We start from the raw sequence: 14,306 nt of genomic DNA, 5'->3' as shown, positions 1-14,306 counted from the left end.
AGGGGTACAACAAACTGTTACAAATATAGAAAAGAAAGAAGGGATAATTTTGCAAAAGGAGCAATTTGACATTACGGGTATGACCTGTTCCGCCTGCTCTGCAAGAATTGAGAAAAGCGTGGCGAAGCTGCCGGGAATACAGGAGGTATCTGTAAACCTGCTAAAAAACAGTATGGTTGCTTCTTATGATGAGTCTGTTTTGGATACGGAGGGAATTGTGCAGGCAGTTGAAAAAGCCGGGTATGGGGCATTTCCCAAATCGGTTCAGAATAAGAAGCAGACTGTAAATGCTTCTACGAAGCGAACAGCGCAACCGGAAGCAAACACAGCACAGAAAGAATATGCGCAGATGAAAAAGCGGCTGCTTCTGTCGGCGTTGTTTACCATTCCATTGTTCTACATATCTATGGGGCATATGATGGGGTGGATACTTCCGGAGGGGCTGCTCGGCATGGAAAATGCGATGAGTTTTGCATTTACGCAGTTCCTGTTGCTGATTCCGGTAGTGTTTATCAACTTTAAATATTACCGTATGGGTTTTAAGACGCTGTTTCATGGTTCACCGAATATGGATTCCCTGATTGCCATTGGCTCTGGGGCGGCAATCGTCTATGGCATCTATGCCATTTATAAAATCGGCATAGGGTTCGGTCATGACGATATGGAAACCGTACACAGCTTTATGATGGATTTGTATTTTGAATCCGCTGGTATGATTCTGACACTTATAACATTGGGTAAGACGTTAGAAGCTCGTGCAAAAGGAAAGACCTCAGATGCCATTACAAAACTGATGAACCTTGCGCCCAAGACCGCCACAGTGGAGAGGGACGGAATGGATATACAGGTTCCGGTAGAGGAAGTACAGGCAGGAGAAATTTTAGTTGTAAAAGCGGGGGAGTCCATTCCGGTAGACGGGGTTATCGTGGAAGGTGTTTCTTCTGTGGATGAATCAGCCCTGACAGGGGAGAGCATACCTGTGGAAAAGCAGACCGGGGATAAAGTAATCGGTGCAACAATCAATAAATCCGGTTATTTTAAAATGCAGGCTACGAAAGTAGGGGATGATACTACACTGGCACAGATCGTGCGGCTTGTGGATGAAGCAACCAGTTCCAAAGCGCCTATCGCAAAGCTGGCGGATAAGGTCAGCGGGGTATTCGTTCCAGTGGTTATCAGCATTGCCTTAATTGTGGTTATAGTATGGCTGCTTGCAGGATATGGATTTGAATTTGCCCTTTCTATTGGTATCTCTATTCTCGTTATATCCTGTCCTTGCGCACTTGGATTGGCAACACCTACCGCAATCATGGTAGGCACAGGGAAGGGGGCATCAAATGGCATTTTGATTAAGTCGGCGGAAGCTCTGGAGGTAGCGCATAACATTGATACGGTTGTTTTGGATAAGACCGGGACAATCACACAGGGAACGCCTGTAGTAACGAATGTGCTTATAAAAGAGGGAATTTCACAAAATGAACTCCTGCAGGTTGCCGCTTCTCTGGAAAAAATGTCGGAACACCCACTTGCGGATGCGATTGTGGAGGAAGCAGAAAAGAATGCTTTAGGTTTTCTGCCTGTAAATAACTTTAAGCAGATTCCGGGACAGGGGATTATGGGAGAAATCCAAAATGTTATCTGCCTTGCCGGAAACCGCCGCCTGATGTCAGCACAGGGCATAGAGGGAGGTGCGCTGCTCCAGCTTGGAGAAGAAATGGCTGTGGACGGAAAAACACCATTATTCTTTGCGAGGGGCGGACAGCTTATCGGTGTGGTGGCTGTGGCAGATGTGGTAAAGCCTACCAGTAAACAGGCAATACAGGAATTATCCGGCTTGGGAATGGAGGTTGTCATGCTTACCGGGGACAATGCTAAAACTGCGGAAGCAATCAGAAAGCAGGTGGGCGTAGACCGGGTGGTTGCCGAAGTGTTCCCGCAGGATAAGGAAAAGGAAATCCGGCGTTTACAGGAAAAGGGCAGGAAGGTAGCTATGGTTGGGGATGGCATCAATGATGCGCCTGCGCTTGCAAGGGCAGATGTAGGAATTGCTATCGGGGCAGGTACGGATGTGGCGATTGAATCAGCGGATATTGTATTAATGAAAAGTGACCTTTTGGACGTGTCCACCGCTGTCCAGTTAAGCAAGGCGGTTATCCGCAACATCAAGCAAAACCTGTTTTGGGCGTTTATCTATAATATCATTGGTATTCCGGTTGCGGCGGGGGTATTTTACCTGTCCTTCGGCTTGAAGTTAAACCCAATGATCGGAGCCTTTGCAATGAGTTTCAGCTCTGTCTTTGTGGTATCAAATGCCCTGCGGCTTCGCTGGTTCAAAGCAAAGCATCTTGCAAGACCGGAACAGGAAGAAACATATAACAGCAGTCAGATAATTTTATCAAAAAAAGGTGAAGGAGAAAAGAACATGGAAAAATTATTGAAGATTGAAGGAATGGTTTGCGGAAACTGTGTAAAACACGTTTCTAAGGCGTTAATGGAGATTGAGGGCGTTTCAGATGTCACAGTGCAACTGGAAGCAAAAACGGCATTGGTACAGATGCGCTATGTGGTATCAGAGGACAGGTTGAAAACAGCAGTTGAAGATGCTGGCTATCAGCTTATAAGTGTTCAGTAGCCGGGTTGTCTATGAAAGCGAAAAAAGGAAATGTCACCCATAAACTGAAAATTGCGAAAGGTCAGTTAGACGGTATCCTGCAAATGATAGAGGAAGATCGTTACTGCGTGGATATATCAAATCAGCTTTTAGCGACACAGGCATTATTAAAGAGTGCTAACCAACAGATTTTACAGGCACATATCCGTAACTGTGTCCGGGAAGCCTTACAGACCGATGCGGAAAACCCGAAACTAGAGGAAGCGTTGCAGCTATTGGAAAAAATGGTGCAATAGAGCAGATATTTCCGATTGGAGCAAAAGTCCTTCGGATAAGAGCAGACAAAAGGGATTGACTTTTAATATACTCTATATGGTTAGGCATGGCTATCACATATACAGAGTATATGTGACCGCAGGCAGTCGCCAAAAACAAGCAAGCTTGTTCTTGGCTCGTTGCTTATGCGAGATATAGATATAAGGAGGAAACATGATGAAACAGTCACTTGATACAAGGACAAAATTATTGACGAAAAGTCCGTTTCCCCTCATGCTGGAGCTTAGTATACCTGCGGTTCTTGGCATGGTGGTTGTAGGGCTTTATAACATGATGGATTCCATTTTTGTAGGGCAGATGGTAGGCGCAGCGCAAATGGGGGCGGTATCCGTATCTTATCCGTTTACGCTCATCAATGCGGGTTCGGCGGCGATGTTGGGGGTAGGCTCTGCTTCGGTGCTATCTCGTGCGATTGGAAAGAAGGATCAGGACACCATAAAAAAGATTATGGGAAATCTGATTGCAATGGTGCTTCTGCTGTCTGTTATTTACACTGTGATAGGTATGGTATTTACCCGCCAGCTTTTATCTCTGGCAGGCGCAAGCGACAATATCCTGAACTATGCGGAAAAGTATCTGCGTATTGTGTTTGCGGGAAGCCTGTTTGTGAACTTCTTCCAGAGTGCGAATATGGTCATTCGTGGGGAAGGGCAGCTTAAAAAGGCAATGGCTATTATAGCAAGCGGGGCAATCCTGAACATTATCCTCGATCCGATTTTTATTACGGTTTTAAAGCCTTACGGGTTGGGAGTGGAAGCGGCTGCTTACGCAACAATTTTTTCACAATTTATTCAGGCGGTGATTACACTATGGTATTTCAAGAAGAAAAGCGTAAATGTAAAAATCGGACGGATACATATTGACGGAGAATTACTGCCGCAGGTTCTGGCGGTTGGGGTTTCCGCTTTGCTGATGCAGGTTTTGACACTGGTACAGCAGACGGTGATTTATCGTGTGGCATCTGTGTATGGCGGAGAAAACTCGCAGATATTGTTAGGAGCTGCACTGCGTTTCTGGAACTTCTCGTTTGTTCCTCTTTGGGGTATCAGTCAGGGATTTCAGCCAGCCGCAGGGACAAACTACGGTGCGAAAGATTATGACCGGGTAAAGAAACTGACAGGTGTATTCATTACGGCGGCAACAGTGTTGTCCTTACTGTTCTACATTCCGGTTGAATTATTCCCGGATAAGGTGCTTTCTATGTTTATTACAACACCGGGCGTGGCGGCTTCAGGGGCAACGAATTTCCGGATCATGTTCAGTACCTATATTTTACAGGGTAGTTTCCTGATTGCGGTAACGCTGTTCCAGTCGTTAGGAAAGGCAAATAAGGCTACTTGGCTGGTATTGTTCCGGCAGATTATTTTGTTTATCCCGCTTTGTGTGGTTTTGCCGATGATTGGCGGCATGGGGATTCGTGGTGTCTGGCTTGCGATTGCCCTGACCGATGCGGTTCTGGTTGTGATTACGGTTTTGATGATGCTTTCAGAGTTTCGCAAGATGCCGGAAACAAAATAGAGTGAGGAAATGTATATTGAGCCGATACTTTGTTTGATAAGGTATTGGCTCTTTTCTTTGTTTGCACAATCGGTGGAGATAGAATATAATTCTAATTGGAGTGTAAATCCTACCGATTGGAGCAGTATATTATGAAGAAAAGATATATAATAGAGGATGCCAGAAAACATCTGGCGGAACAGATTAACAGTATAGAAGGAATAGAGAGGACTGCCATGCAGGAAAACTTAGTGAAAAACACAAAAGGGCTGTCTGCGGTTATTCCAAAGGATAATGACGGATATTGTACGGTCTATAAAATGGATTGTGCCGATGGTTTAGGACTGATGACCGTTTATCAGGTTTATCCGGGCATACAGCTTATTTACAATGATTTTGAAGCAACAGGCTGTGAATGGGAAGGTACGCTTGGGAAGAATATATTGGAAATCAACCATTGCAGAGAAGGGCGTGAGGGAAGCAAATTGTTAAGCGGTTCCTGTCTGTATCTTGGGGAGGGTGATATGTCCATTCATACTATGGATAACTGTGCTTCCGAAATGGCGTTTCCATTAAAGCATTACCGGGGAATTTCCGTTGTTATCAATTTGGAGCTGGTATCAGAATATCCGCCGCAGACTTTGGCAGAAAGCGGAATTGATATATTGGAATTTAAGGAAAAGTTTTGTGCAGATGGAAACTGCTTTATTATGCGGGCGAAGGATGAAATCGAGCATATCTTTTCGGAGCTTTATTCTGTGCCGGACTGTCTGCAAAAGCCATATTTTAAGCTAAAGGTGCAGGAACTTCTTCTTTTCCTCTGTATGGTGGACGTAACAAAAGAGAAACAGCGGGAAATGTATACTTCGCCGCAGGTGGAGATTGTCAAGGAAATCCATAAAAAGTTAATTTCCAACTTGCAGGAGCGTTTTACGATTGAGGAGCTTTCCAAAGAATACCTTATCAATACAGCTACTTTAAAAGCCACATTTAAAGGGATTTATGGACAGCCTATCGGAACTTACATGAAAGAATACCGCATGAAACAGGCGGCTGTGCTTCTTCGGCAGACGAAAAGCACAATAGCGGAGATCGCAAATCAGGTGGGATATGAGAACCAGAGCAAATTTTCAACAGCTTTTCGGGATATATTGAAGATAACACCTGCAGAATACCGCAAACAAAATGCCAGTGAATAAACTGGAATGAGAAGCAGCATAGCATAATGGGAAGGGAGGTCGTTTTGGAGGTCAGAATGAAGATAAGACAAGTTGGTTTATCAGTGTTAGGCAGGTGGTTATAATGGGTAAGGTGATGATACTGTCTTTTTCGGAGGATGAGGAAGAAGTCTGCCAGAGAATGTTGCAGATTATAAGCGAAAGCCCCCGCTTTGAAGGCTGTAATGTGCTTCAAGTGGAAAAACACCTTAGTATCGGAGAAATGAAGCTGAACATAGCAGAGAAAAATGTGGTCATACATGGTGCGGAGGTTATGCTTACCAATAGGGAGTTTGAAATACTGTATTTGTTAGCGCAGAGTCCCGGCAGGATATTCAGCAAAGAGCAGATCTATGATATTGTCTGGCAGGAGCCATATTCCGGCGATTACAATATTGTCATGAGCCATATCAGCCACATAAGGGAGAAAATAGAGGACAATCCGGGCAAGCCGCTTTACATACAGACCGTATGGGGCATTGGCTATCGGTTCAACAAAAATTTAAGCAGCAGTCTGTGATGTGAAAACAGATTGCTGCTTATTTTTTGTCCTGTACGCCTAAGAGGTATTCGCAGGATACATGGAAGAACTCTGCCAGAGCCACCACTTCATAATCCGGGACAAACCTTGTCCCTTTTTCAATCCGTAAAACAGTCAGGTCGCTAAACTCATATCCGGCAAGCTGGAGCTGCTCGGCAAGGGCTTTCTGTGACAACTTCCTTTCCGTCCGCAGTTCCATAACCCTTTGACCGATTAGGTTTTTGGAGTTGTTTTCCTTATTCCAATAGATTTTAATATCCTACCACCAACTTTCTAAAGATGAAGTCCCTTACCATTGATTTTACGAAATATTGTTGATAATATACTTCTAAAGATGAAGTGTAAGGGAATTATCTTGTAGAAAGAGAATTAGGGATTGATAATACTGCCTGTAAAATACAATAATATTTTTAACAGAGAAAGGTGGAAACAAGCATGAATGAAGTTTTTGAAACATTGTCGGATGTCTTTGAGGAGCTGCGCAGCGAATCGGAGGACAGGGAGTATTCCGTCCAGACGGAGGAAGCAAAAGCAGCCAGCCGGGAACTGAAAAAGAAGCAGAAGGCATTTGAAGCATATCTTTCCAAGCTGCCGAAAGAGGACAGGGAGTTTTTGGAGGGCTATATGGATGCGGTGGATCATGCCCATTACAAGGAGGAACAGCGGGCATATTATCAGGGATTTGTGGACTGCGTACAGGTTCTTGACGGACTTGGCATTATAAAAAAGAGTATCCGTATAAAAGAGTTTCTTAAAAAATTCAGCAGATAGACAAAGAGGTGGCTGGCAGGGCAGAAGGCGAGCCACCTTTTTTGCATGGTTCAGAAAAATCCAGAAATACTCACGAAAAAATTCAGATGTTGGGGATATTCTATTCTTTGGGATGTTTGTATGTCCGAAGATAGGCTTCCACAATAGCGAGTATCGTTGTAATTTGTTCTTCCGTACATTGTGACAGATAGACCAGCAGACGCTTGTAGTCAAGGTTGTCTGCCGGGGCGTCCGGATAGAAAAACGGATCGGCGGAAATATGTAAGGCTCGTATGAGCTGCCCTAGCTTTTCAATGCTTGGCACGTTTCCATGATTTTCGATTTCCTTGATATAGCGGGAGGAAACGCCGGATTTTTCAGCCAGTTCTTCATAGGTCAGCTTCTGGTCGGTTCTAGCCTTCTTCAGACGGAATCCCATTTCCTTGTCAATTTTCTTTTTTCTTGCCATATATGCACCTCCATGTATAGTGTATATTGCACATTTCGCTTTGAAAATGCACTAATAAATCACTTTATCAGAGGGGCATAATGCACACATAAGAATAAAAAGACTTTGGATATTGCATATAAAAAAACGCAGTATCCAGAGGTTTTTTGCGTGGCTTTTATCCTTTGGGTACGTTTAGGGGAATTTATGTGTTCTAAACGGTCTGAGGGATATTTTTTTGACTTTATGAACCTGTCCGGCTTCTGGCGTGGAAAGGCTCTTTTATAAGGTGTTTTACAGGCAGTAAGACAGGATACACCCTGACAAGTGAATTATGCGCTCCCGTAGCATGTGGAAAAAACAGAATAACAGATATGAATAACGTCCAGCGGGCATTTTGCCTGTCCGGGCGTTTTTTATATATTAAAAATTTTCGTAAGAAAAATTTTGTCCACCCGAACATTCGCCATGCCCCGTTGGGGAGATATAGGCGGAAGGGGAAAGGCTCATGCCTTTGTCACGTCACAACGGGGGAGGAGGTGAACTCGTATGAAGAAACCTTCTTTCCACGATGAAATGACAATCCGGCATCAGTTTGACCGTCTGTGTCAAATGTCGCTCAAAGGTGAAGCCGCCAGCTATTACAGATATATAGAATACCGCAGGCGGCATGAAGCCATGTTTTCTGAACTGTCTGAAAAGGAGTTGAACCGGTTGTTTGTTATGGATGAGTATGGAGTGGAAAACAGTCATTTCACAGTGTATGGATATGACATTGAGGTGAAAGATGCCCTGATTGCGGAAGCATTACAGGCTCTCTCAGAACGGAAGCGGAATGTGATACTGCTTTCTTATTTTCTGGAGATGAGTGATGCGGACATCGCAAGGGAGATGAACCTTGTCCGCAGCACAGTCCATGAACACCGGACACGCTCGCTTGAGATTTTAAAGAAGATTATGGAGGGAAAAGCGGATGAAAAAGAGATGTAAGAGCAGAGAAGAAAAAAATTTGTTGCCTTTCCATATCATTAAGGCAGCATCAGAGGGTGACGTAATGGCAATCAATACAGTGTTAAAGCATTATGAAGGATACATAATTTCCCTGTCCACCCGGAAGATGTATGACGAGGGAGGGCGGCTTCATTATTGTGTCGATGAAACACTGCGCCGGAGGCTTGAAACAAAGCTAATCACAAAGATACTGGCGTTTGAAGCGGTATAAAGGGCGGCTTGCTGCCCTTTTCCATAGCTGACAGGATTTACAGCGGTGTACCTTGAAAATTGAATACTGTATTGCATACAGGACGTGAGGATATGCAGAGCCACTAAGCAGATGCGCCATGACGTACCTGCCCTGTCTTTTAACGGGGTGAAACGTGAGGAAATGTTGGAACAGGACATTGAAGCAAAGGTAAGGAGCGAGTGAGATCGGGCAAAATATGTAGCAGTTACATGGGGCGATGAAGCATATCTATGATAATGATACTTCCGGGTTGCGGGGAAACCGCAATCCGGTCAATGAAATGACGGTGCAAGACCGATGTGGGCGGTGTAATGAGCCACCACCTGTATTGCAGTTTTTATCTGCTAATAAATGGAGGAAGCGTATTTTTATTGGTAGATATATAATTACCGGGGAAGGAGGAAAAGATGGGATGTGAGAAAACATTATTGTCAGTCAGTGAATTTTGTGTATATGTTGGCATAGGGAAAACTAAGGCAAGAGAAATGCTTGCTAATCCCTGTTGCAAATATGTGGTTCGTATTGGTCGAAGGGTATTTGTACATAAAGAATTATTTGATGAAGAACTGAGAAAAAGTGCAAAATTTCAACTAATTATGTGATTTGAAAAATTCCTCTTGAAATTGCGTCATTATTATGCTACACTTAAAACGAAGGAGATGAGAAGATGCCTAAAATAATACCAATCAGGGAATTAAGAGATACAACAACAATGTCTGAGTTATGTCACAGCACAGAAGAACCTATTTTTATAACCAAAAATGGTTATGGTGATATGGTAATCATGAGTCTGGAAACGTTTGAGAAAAACTCAGGTATGAGTGATTTTTATTCAGATGTTAAGTTTCGTAAAGGAAAATACTCTGATTTGCAAAATAAATAACAGGCATCGAAATTCTTTGGAGTTTTAAGGATTGCTGATAATTTGAGCTTTTCGAGATTGTGAATGAACGATTGCGAGAGGATGAGAATTATGGGTAAAGACTTAAAGGGCAAAGAGTTAGGTAGAGGGCTGTCCCAAAGACCAGACGGAAGATATATGGGTAGAGCGCAGGTGGAAGGAAAGTCAATTGTATTATATGATTGGAAGATAAAAGAATTAAAAAAGAATCTTGCAATAGCCATTGATGAAGCCAAACGGAGTAATTTGATGCCGGATATGGATGGCAAAAAGGTTACTTTAAGTGAATGGTTTGAAGAATGGTATTCTAAATACAAGGCACCAACTTTGAAAAATGGTGGTTCACCTTCCTACAAGCGAAAATTTTTGAATTACTATGGAGTGCGTATTGGTACAAAACCTTTGGCGGATATTAGACAACTCCATGTTCAGACTGCGATTGCGGATATGCTGGAAGCAGGGCGCTCAACTAAGTCCGTCAGAGAAGCAACAGGAATTTTGCAGAATTGTATTGAAGCTGCTATCGCAAACGGATTGATGAGATTAAATCCAGTAGTTGGTGTGATAATACCTAAGTGTGAGAAAGTCGAGCGCAGGGTACTTTCTGTAGAGGAACAGGAAATTTTCTTAGAGTACCTTGAACGAACGAAAAGTTGGTATGAGGAAATGTATAAATTCATGCTTCTAACGGGTATGCGGGTAGGTGAGATCGGTGGTCTTCGCTGGGAGGATATTGATTTTGCCGGAAAGTTTATCTATGTAAAAAGAACATTGTCTTATGACTATGCAGATGGGAAAAAGACAATGAGAATGACTTCACCAAAGACAGAAAATTCTGTCAGAAAAATTCCGTTCTTTGGAGAAACAAAAAGTATTCTTGAAAGACAGATGGAAAAAATTAAAAGGAAACGAGAGGATTTGGGTGAGCGATGGCGTCAACCGGAGGAATTTGGAAATCTGGTATTCCTGACATCTATGGGTTCACCGATTGGGCGTTACAGCGTAGAGAGTGATATGAGGTATATTACAAGCCAGATAAATGATATGTACCGTATGGAGGCACTGTATGGATCTGCTGTACAAAAAACTTTTGAGCGTATACACCCACATGCTTTACGTCACACTTTTGCAACCAGATGTTTTGAAAAGGGAATGACACCAAGAACGGTACAGGAAATTATGGGACACGCAAATTATAATACAACGGTTTCATATACCCATGTGTTGGATGACATAAAAGCAAAAGAAGCCTTGCGTGTAGGGGATTTCCTGCAGAATAATAACAATAAGGAAACGGTTGAGTATGAGAGTTTGGTAGGTATTATATAGGAAGATTCTCTACTCAAGAAAATTGAGTAATTTTAGTATGAATCAGTGCGTGTGCAGTGATTCAAATGCAGATAGTGCTTGAAAAATAGGGATTTTAGATAAAAATATATAACCTGTTTTTCAAACTTCGCAAAACAGATGAATCAGTAAACTTCTGAATGAAAATGATTCACGAACCCCTGAAAATCCCATAGAATGGGCATTTTCAGGGGTTTTTTGCGTTCTGAATATTCTAACGCTTCGGAGCCACCGTTTTATCGCTTGAGAGCCATTTGATTTTGGTATTCTAATGCTTGAGAGCCACCACAACATCTAGTACAATGTTTCTTTGATAACCATATGCTTTTTTCTTCCATTTTTTTATAAAATATGCAATAATATCTTAACAGGAATTGGTTCAAATTGGAGGGAATATTATGCGTGGTTTTCAAGCTGCTTCTTTTACTTTGTCTGATAAGGCAGAAACAATATTAAAAAATTTCAGCACCAGCTATTCCCTGCCATCATGTATTGTGACCCGATCCAAAATTATATTGATGGCCGCGGAGGAGAAAAACAATACCCAGATCGCAGAAGCGCTTGGAACCACCTATTCGACTGTCAGCATATGGCGGAATCGTTTTTATAACAACATAGACCTTATTGCCCAGACGGAGGAGTATGACGGACCGGATGGTGATAAAAAGCTGTCTGATGTCATAAAGTCTGTGCTTTCAGATAAACAAAGACCCGGAAAAGAGCCTGTATTCACCCCGGAACAGATCATGCTCATCAATGAACTGGCGTGTAAAAACCCAAAAGACTTTGGCTGTGAGCTGAGCTGCTGGAATCTTGCATCCCTTGCGAAAGAAGCTGTCAGGCAGGGTATCGTGGGATCCATTTCTGTCGCAAGTGTACAGAGGTTCCTTAAATTTGCGGGTATCGCACCATGGAAAAACCGTTACTGGCTCAACTCCCCGGAAAGGCACGATAACCCGGAATCCTTTAAAAAAAATTGAAACAATCTGCGGCATCTATCTTCAGGCTTCGGAACTTGCTGAATGCGGTACGGAAGTATATTCCACGGATGAAATGACCGGGATCCAGGCATTGGAGCGCAAATATCCGGACAAGCCGGTACGCCCGGGCAGCCCGGCGCTGCATGAGTTTGAATACATCCGTCATGGCACTATAAGTCTGATCACATTCCTGCGTGTTGCAGATGGCAGGATCCAGTCACCGTATCTGAACAGCACACGAAATGAGGAAGATTTCTGCAATGCTGTGGGGCAGCTTATATCAGAGGATGCAGATAAAAACTATATCATTATCTGTGATGGTCTTAATACCCATAAATCCGAAGGACCTGTAAAGTTGGTTGCACAGAAATGTTCCATTACGGTTGATCCTGGTATTAAGGGAAAGAAAGGCATACTGGAGAGCATGAAAAGCAGGGAAACTTTCCTTATGGATGAAAGCCACAGGATTCGTTTTGTATATACGCCGAAGCACAGTTCCTGGGTGAACCAGATAGAAATCTGGTTTGGTATCATCAATCGGAAGCTTTTGAAAAAAGGCAGCTATAAATCCGTAGAGGAAATGGCTCAAAGCATCCTTAATTTTATTAAACAATACAATTTAACAGCCAAAGCATTTAACTGGAAATATGCTGGTTAAAAACAGCCTTGATAGTATATGAGCATCAAAAAAACGCTGTACTAGTGGTCTTTGATATTTGATTTTATATAGGATCTCCTATAGATTTTGATAGAAAGCCTGGTGCTTTTAATAAATCTATAGTAAGCGCAAAATATCCTGACGGAGTGACAAGGGTTTAATTAGTGTCTGCTGATTAGGTTTAAAACACTTGATTTTACCGACTTTTACCGCATTTTATGGTATAATACCTGCAAGGATTTTGATAAAATCAAACCGTTTTTCTTGCAGTTATTCTGCATATTTTATGTATAAAGGGGCTAAATCAATGTACAAACCTATTAACAAGTTACACCACTCGTTTCTCGATTTCAACCAGCCTATGGGACTCCACATGAACTCGGATAACCGCTGGATCAAACTGGCTGACCGAATCCCATGGGATGAATTTGAAGTAAAATATGCCAGACTGTTCCCGAGTGGTACGGGTAATGTTGCCAAGCCATTTCGGATGGCGTTAGGAGCCCTGATCATCCAGACCAAGTTCCAGTATTCTGATCGTGAACTCGTGGAACAGATCACAGAGAATCCATATCTGCAGTACTTTATCGGACTTCCCGGCTATCAGGAAGAAGCTCCGTTTGATGCAAGCACACTGGTTCTTTTTCGCAAACGCATTTCTGCTGAAATGCTGATGGAAGTAAATGAGTATCTTCTTGCTCACAAAGATGATGACAACAATACACCACCATCTTCCGGAAACTCCGGCGATAATGACGCTTTGAAAGAAGACACAAACAAAGGAACACTGACACTGGACGCAACCTGTGCACCGGCAGACATCCGTTATCCCCAGGATATTTCACTCCTGAACGAAGCAAGGGAGAAACTGGAAACCATCATTTACCGTTTTTGCAAATCCTATGGTCTTCCACTGCCAAGACGCTATAGAAGACGTGCCAGAAAAGATTATCTTTCATTTGCCAAAAGTAAAAAACATAGTGCAAAGAAAATCAGGAAGGCACTGCGCAAACAGCTTGGTTACGTTGCAAGAGACATCGGATATCTGGAAAAGTTCATGAGCGACGGATATGCGATGACAGATAAAGAAATTAGTTTGTATCTGACTATCATCACGCTGTACGAGCAGCAGAAGTACATGTACGATAACAAAGTACACTCAGTGGAACATCGTATCGTAAGCATCTCGCAGCCATGGCTTCGTCCTATTGTCAGGGGGAAAGTAAAAGCCCCAGTTGAATTTGGTGCAAAGTTTGATCTAAGCCTTGACAGTGAAGGATACGGACGCATCGAAAAAATATCGTTTGAAGCATATAACGAGAGCACCTGCCTGATTGAAGCGGTAGAACGCTTCAAGGAACGCACCGGTTATTATCCGAAACGTGTGCTGGCAGATCAGATATACCGGACCAGAGAAAACAGGAGTTATTGCAAAGAGCATGGGATCCGTCTGTCAGGACCAAAACTGGGCAGACCAAGTGCTGCAGTAAAAGTTGATAAAAAACAAGAGTATCAGGATAATACTGACAGAATCGAAGTGGAACGTACTTTTAGCTTAAGCAAACGCTGCTATGGCATGGACTGTATTACCACCAAGCTGGAGGAAACGCAGTTAACTTCTGTCGCATTATCTGTATTTGTGATGAATCTATTCAAGATTCAGAGGCGAATACTTTATGCTCTTTTGTATCTGATCCGATTTTGGTGTAACTGGAGCAGATGTAAGAGTTGGAAGTTGCAAATATTTGCTTAATCAGCAGACACTAATTCGGCTTCA

The 14,306-nt window shown here is 42.9% G+C and carries 16 protein-coding genes; 14 read left to right on the top strand and 2 right to left on the bottom strand.

Annotated elements, in window-relative coordinates; genetic code table 11:
* Positions 1-49: 49 nt before the first annotated feature.
* The 5 genes from VSQ32_06730 (at position 50) to VSQ32_06710 (ending at position 6,181) form a co-directional block, all read left to right on the top strand.
* A complete protein-coding gene (locus VSQ32_06730) occupies positions 50-2,632 on the top strand; it encodes a heavy metal translocating P-type ATPase (protein ID MEH2942561.1) in 2,583 nt (860 codons plus the stop codon).
* 11 nt (positions 2,633-2,643) lie between these two features.
* Complete coding sequence (locus VSQ32_06725; GenBank protein ID MEH2942560.1) at positions 2,644-2,907, top strand: metal-sensing transcriptional repressor; 264 nt, start codon at positions 2,644-2,646, stop codon at positions 2,905-2,907.
* Positions 2,908-3,103: 196 nt separating this feature from the next.
* Positions 3,104-4,465, top strand: a complete 1,362-nt coding sequence (locus tag VSQ32_06720; protein MEH2942559.1) for an MATE family efflux transporter — start codon at positions 3,104-3,106, stop codon at positions 4,463-4,465.
* A 131-nt stretch (positions 4,466-4,596) separates the two neighbouring features.
* Entirely contained in the window at positions 4,597-5,643 is a 1,047-nt protein-coding gene (locus VSQ32_06715) for an AraC family transcriptional regulator (protein ID MEH2942558.1), read from the top strand.
* Between the two features lie 103 nt (positions 5,644-5,746).
* Entirely contained in the window at positions 5,747-6,181 is a 435-nt protein-coding gene (locus tag VSQ32_06710) for a winged helix-turn-helix domain-containing protein (protein MEH2942557.1), read from the top strand.
* Between the two features lie 19 nt (positions 6,182-6,200).
* On the opposite strand, the gene VSQ32_06705 is transcribed toward VSQ32_06710, so the two are convergent.
* Complete coding sequence (locus VSQ32_06705) at positions 6,201-6,458, bottom strand: helix-turn-helix transcriptional regulator (GenBank protein MEH2942556.1); 258 nt, start codon at positions 6,456-6,458, stop codon at positions 6,201-6,203.
* Between the two features lie 179 nt (positions 6,459-6,637).
* Between VSQ32_06705 and VSQ32_06700 the strand changes: the two genes are divergently transcribed.
* Positions 6,638-6,973 (top strand): hypothetical protein, encoded by a 336-nt coding sequence (locus VSQ32_06700; protein ID MEH2942555.1) that lies wholly within the window; start codon positions 6,638-6,640, stop codon positions 6,971-6,973.
* Between the two features lie 100 nt (positions 6,974-7,073).
* On the opposite strand, the gene VSQ32_06695 is transcribed toward VSQ32_06700, so the two are convergent.
* On the bottom strand, positions 7,074-7,421 hold the full coding sequence (locus VSQ32_06695) for a helix-turn-helix transcriptional regulator (protein MEH2942554.1): 348 nt from the start codon (positions 7,419-7,421) through the stop codon (positions 7,074-7,076).
* Positions 7,422-7,949: 528 nt separating this feature from the next.
* Between VSQ32_06695 and VSQ32_06690 the strand changes: the two genes are divergently transcribed.
* The 8 genes from VSQ32_06690 (at position 7,950) to VSQ32_06655 (ending at position 14,282) form a co-directional block, all read left to right on the top strand.
* Complete coding sequence (locus VSQ32_06690) at positions 7,950-8,390, top strand: sigma factor-like helix-turn-helix DNA-binding protein (protein ID MEH2942553.1); 441 nt, start codon at positions 7,950-7,952, stop codon at positions 8,388-8,390.
* Positions 8,374-8,622: a helix-turn-helix domain-containing protein gene (locus VSQ32_06685; protein ID MEH2942552.1), complete on the top strand. Its 249-nt coding sequence runs from the start codon at positions 8,374-8,376 to the stop codon at positions 8,620-8,622. Before VSQ32_06690 ends, VSQ32_06685 begins: the two co-directional genes overlap by 17 nt.
* Before the next feature lie 428 nt (positions 8,623-9,050).
* Positions 9,051-9,245, top strand: a complete 195-nt coding sequence (locus VSQ32_06680; protein ID MEH2942551.1) for an excisionase — start codon at positions 9,051-9,053, stop codon at positions 9,243-9,245.
* Between the two features lie 65 nt (positions 9,246-9,310).
* A complete protein-coding gene (locus VSQ32_06675) occupies positions 9,311-9,526 on the top strand; it encodes a type II toxin-antitoxin system Phd/YefM family antitoxin (protein MEH2942550.1) in 216 nt (71 codons plus the stop codon).
* A 90-nt stretch (positions 9,527-9,616) separates the two neighbouring features.
* Complete coding sequence (locus VSQ32_06670; GenBank protein ID MEH2942549.1) at positions 9,617-10,873, top strand: tyrosine-type recombinase/integrase; 1,257 nt, start codon at positions 9,617-9,619, stop codon at positions 10,871-10,873.
* A gap of 416 nt (positions 10,874-11,289) precedes the next feature.
* Positions 11,290-11,871, top strand: coding sequence for a helix-turn-helix domain-containing protein (locus VSQ32_06665; protein MEH2942548.1), 582 nt, complete (start codon positions 11,290-11,292; stop codon positions 11,869-11,871).
* Positions 11,872-11,944: 73 nt separating this feature from the next.
* The gene (locus VSQ32_06660) at positions 11,945-12,529 is read left to right on the top strand and encodes a transposase (GenBank protein ID MEH2942547.1); all 585 of its coding nucleotides are present in this window, start codon (positions 11,945-11,947) and stop codon (positions 12,527-12,529) included.
* Positions 12,530-12,836: 307 nt separating this feature from the next.
* A complete protein-coding gene (locus VSQ32_06655; GenBank protein MEH2942546.1) occupies positions 12,837-14,282 on the top strand; it encodes an IS5 family transposase in 1,446 nt (481 codons plus the stop codon).
* The last annotated feature ends 24 nt before the right edge of the window (positions 14,283-14,306 follow it).

Source organism: Lachnospiraceae bacterium JLR.KK002 (assembly GCA_036941025.1).
Classification (GTDB): domain Bacteria; phylum Bacillota; class Clostridia; order Lachnospirales; family Lachnospiraceae; genus Petralouisia.
This window is presented reverse-complemented; position numbering and strand designations above follow the sequence as displayed.

What these genes read in the sequence shown, in the direction of transcription:
- VSQ32_06670 (MEH2942549.1), top strand. Translation starts at nt 9,617, where the DNA reads ATGGGTAAAGACTTAAAGGGCAAAGAGTTAGGTAGAGGGCTGTCCCAA.
- VSQ32_06660 (MEH2942547.1), top strand. Translation starts at nt 11,945, where the DNA reads ATGACCGGGATCCAGGCATTGGAGCGCAAATATCCGGACAAGCCGGTA.
- VSQ32_06675 (MEH2942550.1), top strand. Translation starts at nt 9,311, where the DNA reads ATGCCTAAAATAATACCAATCAGGGAATTAAGAGATACAACAACAATG.
- VSQ32_06715 (MEH2942558.1), top strand. Translation starts at nt 4,597, where the DNA reads ATGAAGAAAAGATATATAATAGAGGATGCCAGAAAACATCTGGCGGAA.
- VSQ32_06690 (MEH2942553.1), top strand. Translation starts at nt 7,950, where the DNA reads ATGAAGAAACCTTCTTTCCACGATGAAATGACAATCCGGCATCAGTTT.
- VSQ32_06695 (MEH2942554.1), bottom strand. Translation starts at nt 7,421, where the DNA reads ATGGCAAGAAAAAAGAAAATTGACAAGGAAATGGGATTCCGTCTGAAG.
- VSQ32_06685 (MEH2942552.1), top strand. Translation starts at nt 8,374, where the DNA reads ATGAAAAAGAGATGTAAGAGCAGAGAAGAAAAAAATTTGTTGCCTTTC.
- VSQ32_06665 (MEH2942548.1), top strand. Translation starts at nt 11,290, where the DNA reads ATGCGTGGTTTTCAAGCTGCTTCTTTTACTTTGTCTGATAAGGCAGAA.
- VSQ32_06655 (MEH2942546.1), top strand. Translation starts at nt 12,837, where the DNA reads ATGTACAAACCTATTAACAAGTTACACCACTCGTTTCTCGATTTCAAC.
- VSQ32_06710 (MEH2942557.1), top strand. Translation starts at nt 5,747, where the DNA reads ATGGGTAAGGTGATGATACTGTCTTTTTCGGAGGATGAGGAAGAAGTC.
- VSQ32_06725 (MEH2942560.1), top strand. Translation starts at nt 2,644, where the DNA reads ATGAAAGCGAAAAAAGGAAATGTCACCCATAAACTGAAAATTGCGAAA.
- VSQ32_06680 (MEH2942551.1), top strand. Translation starts at nt 9,051, where the DNA reads ATGGGATGTGAGAAAACATTATTGTCAGTCAGTGAATTTTGTGTATAT.
- VSQ32_06700 (MEH2942555.1), top strand. Translation starts at nt 6,638, where the DNA reads ATGAATGAAGTTTTTGAAACATTGTCGGATGTCTTTGAGGAGCTGCGC.
- VSQ32_06720 (MEH2942559.1), top strand. Translation starts at nt 3,104, where the DNA reads ATGAAACAGTCACTTGATACAAGGACAAAATTATTGACGAAAAGTCCG.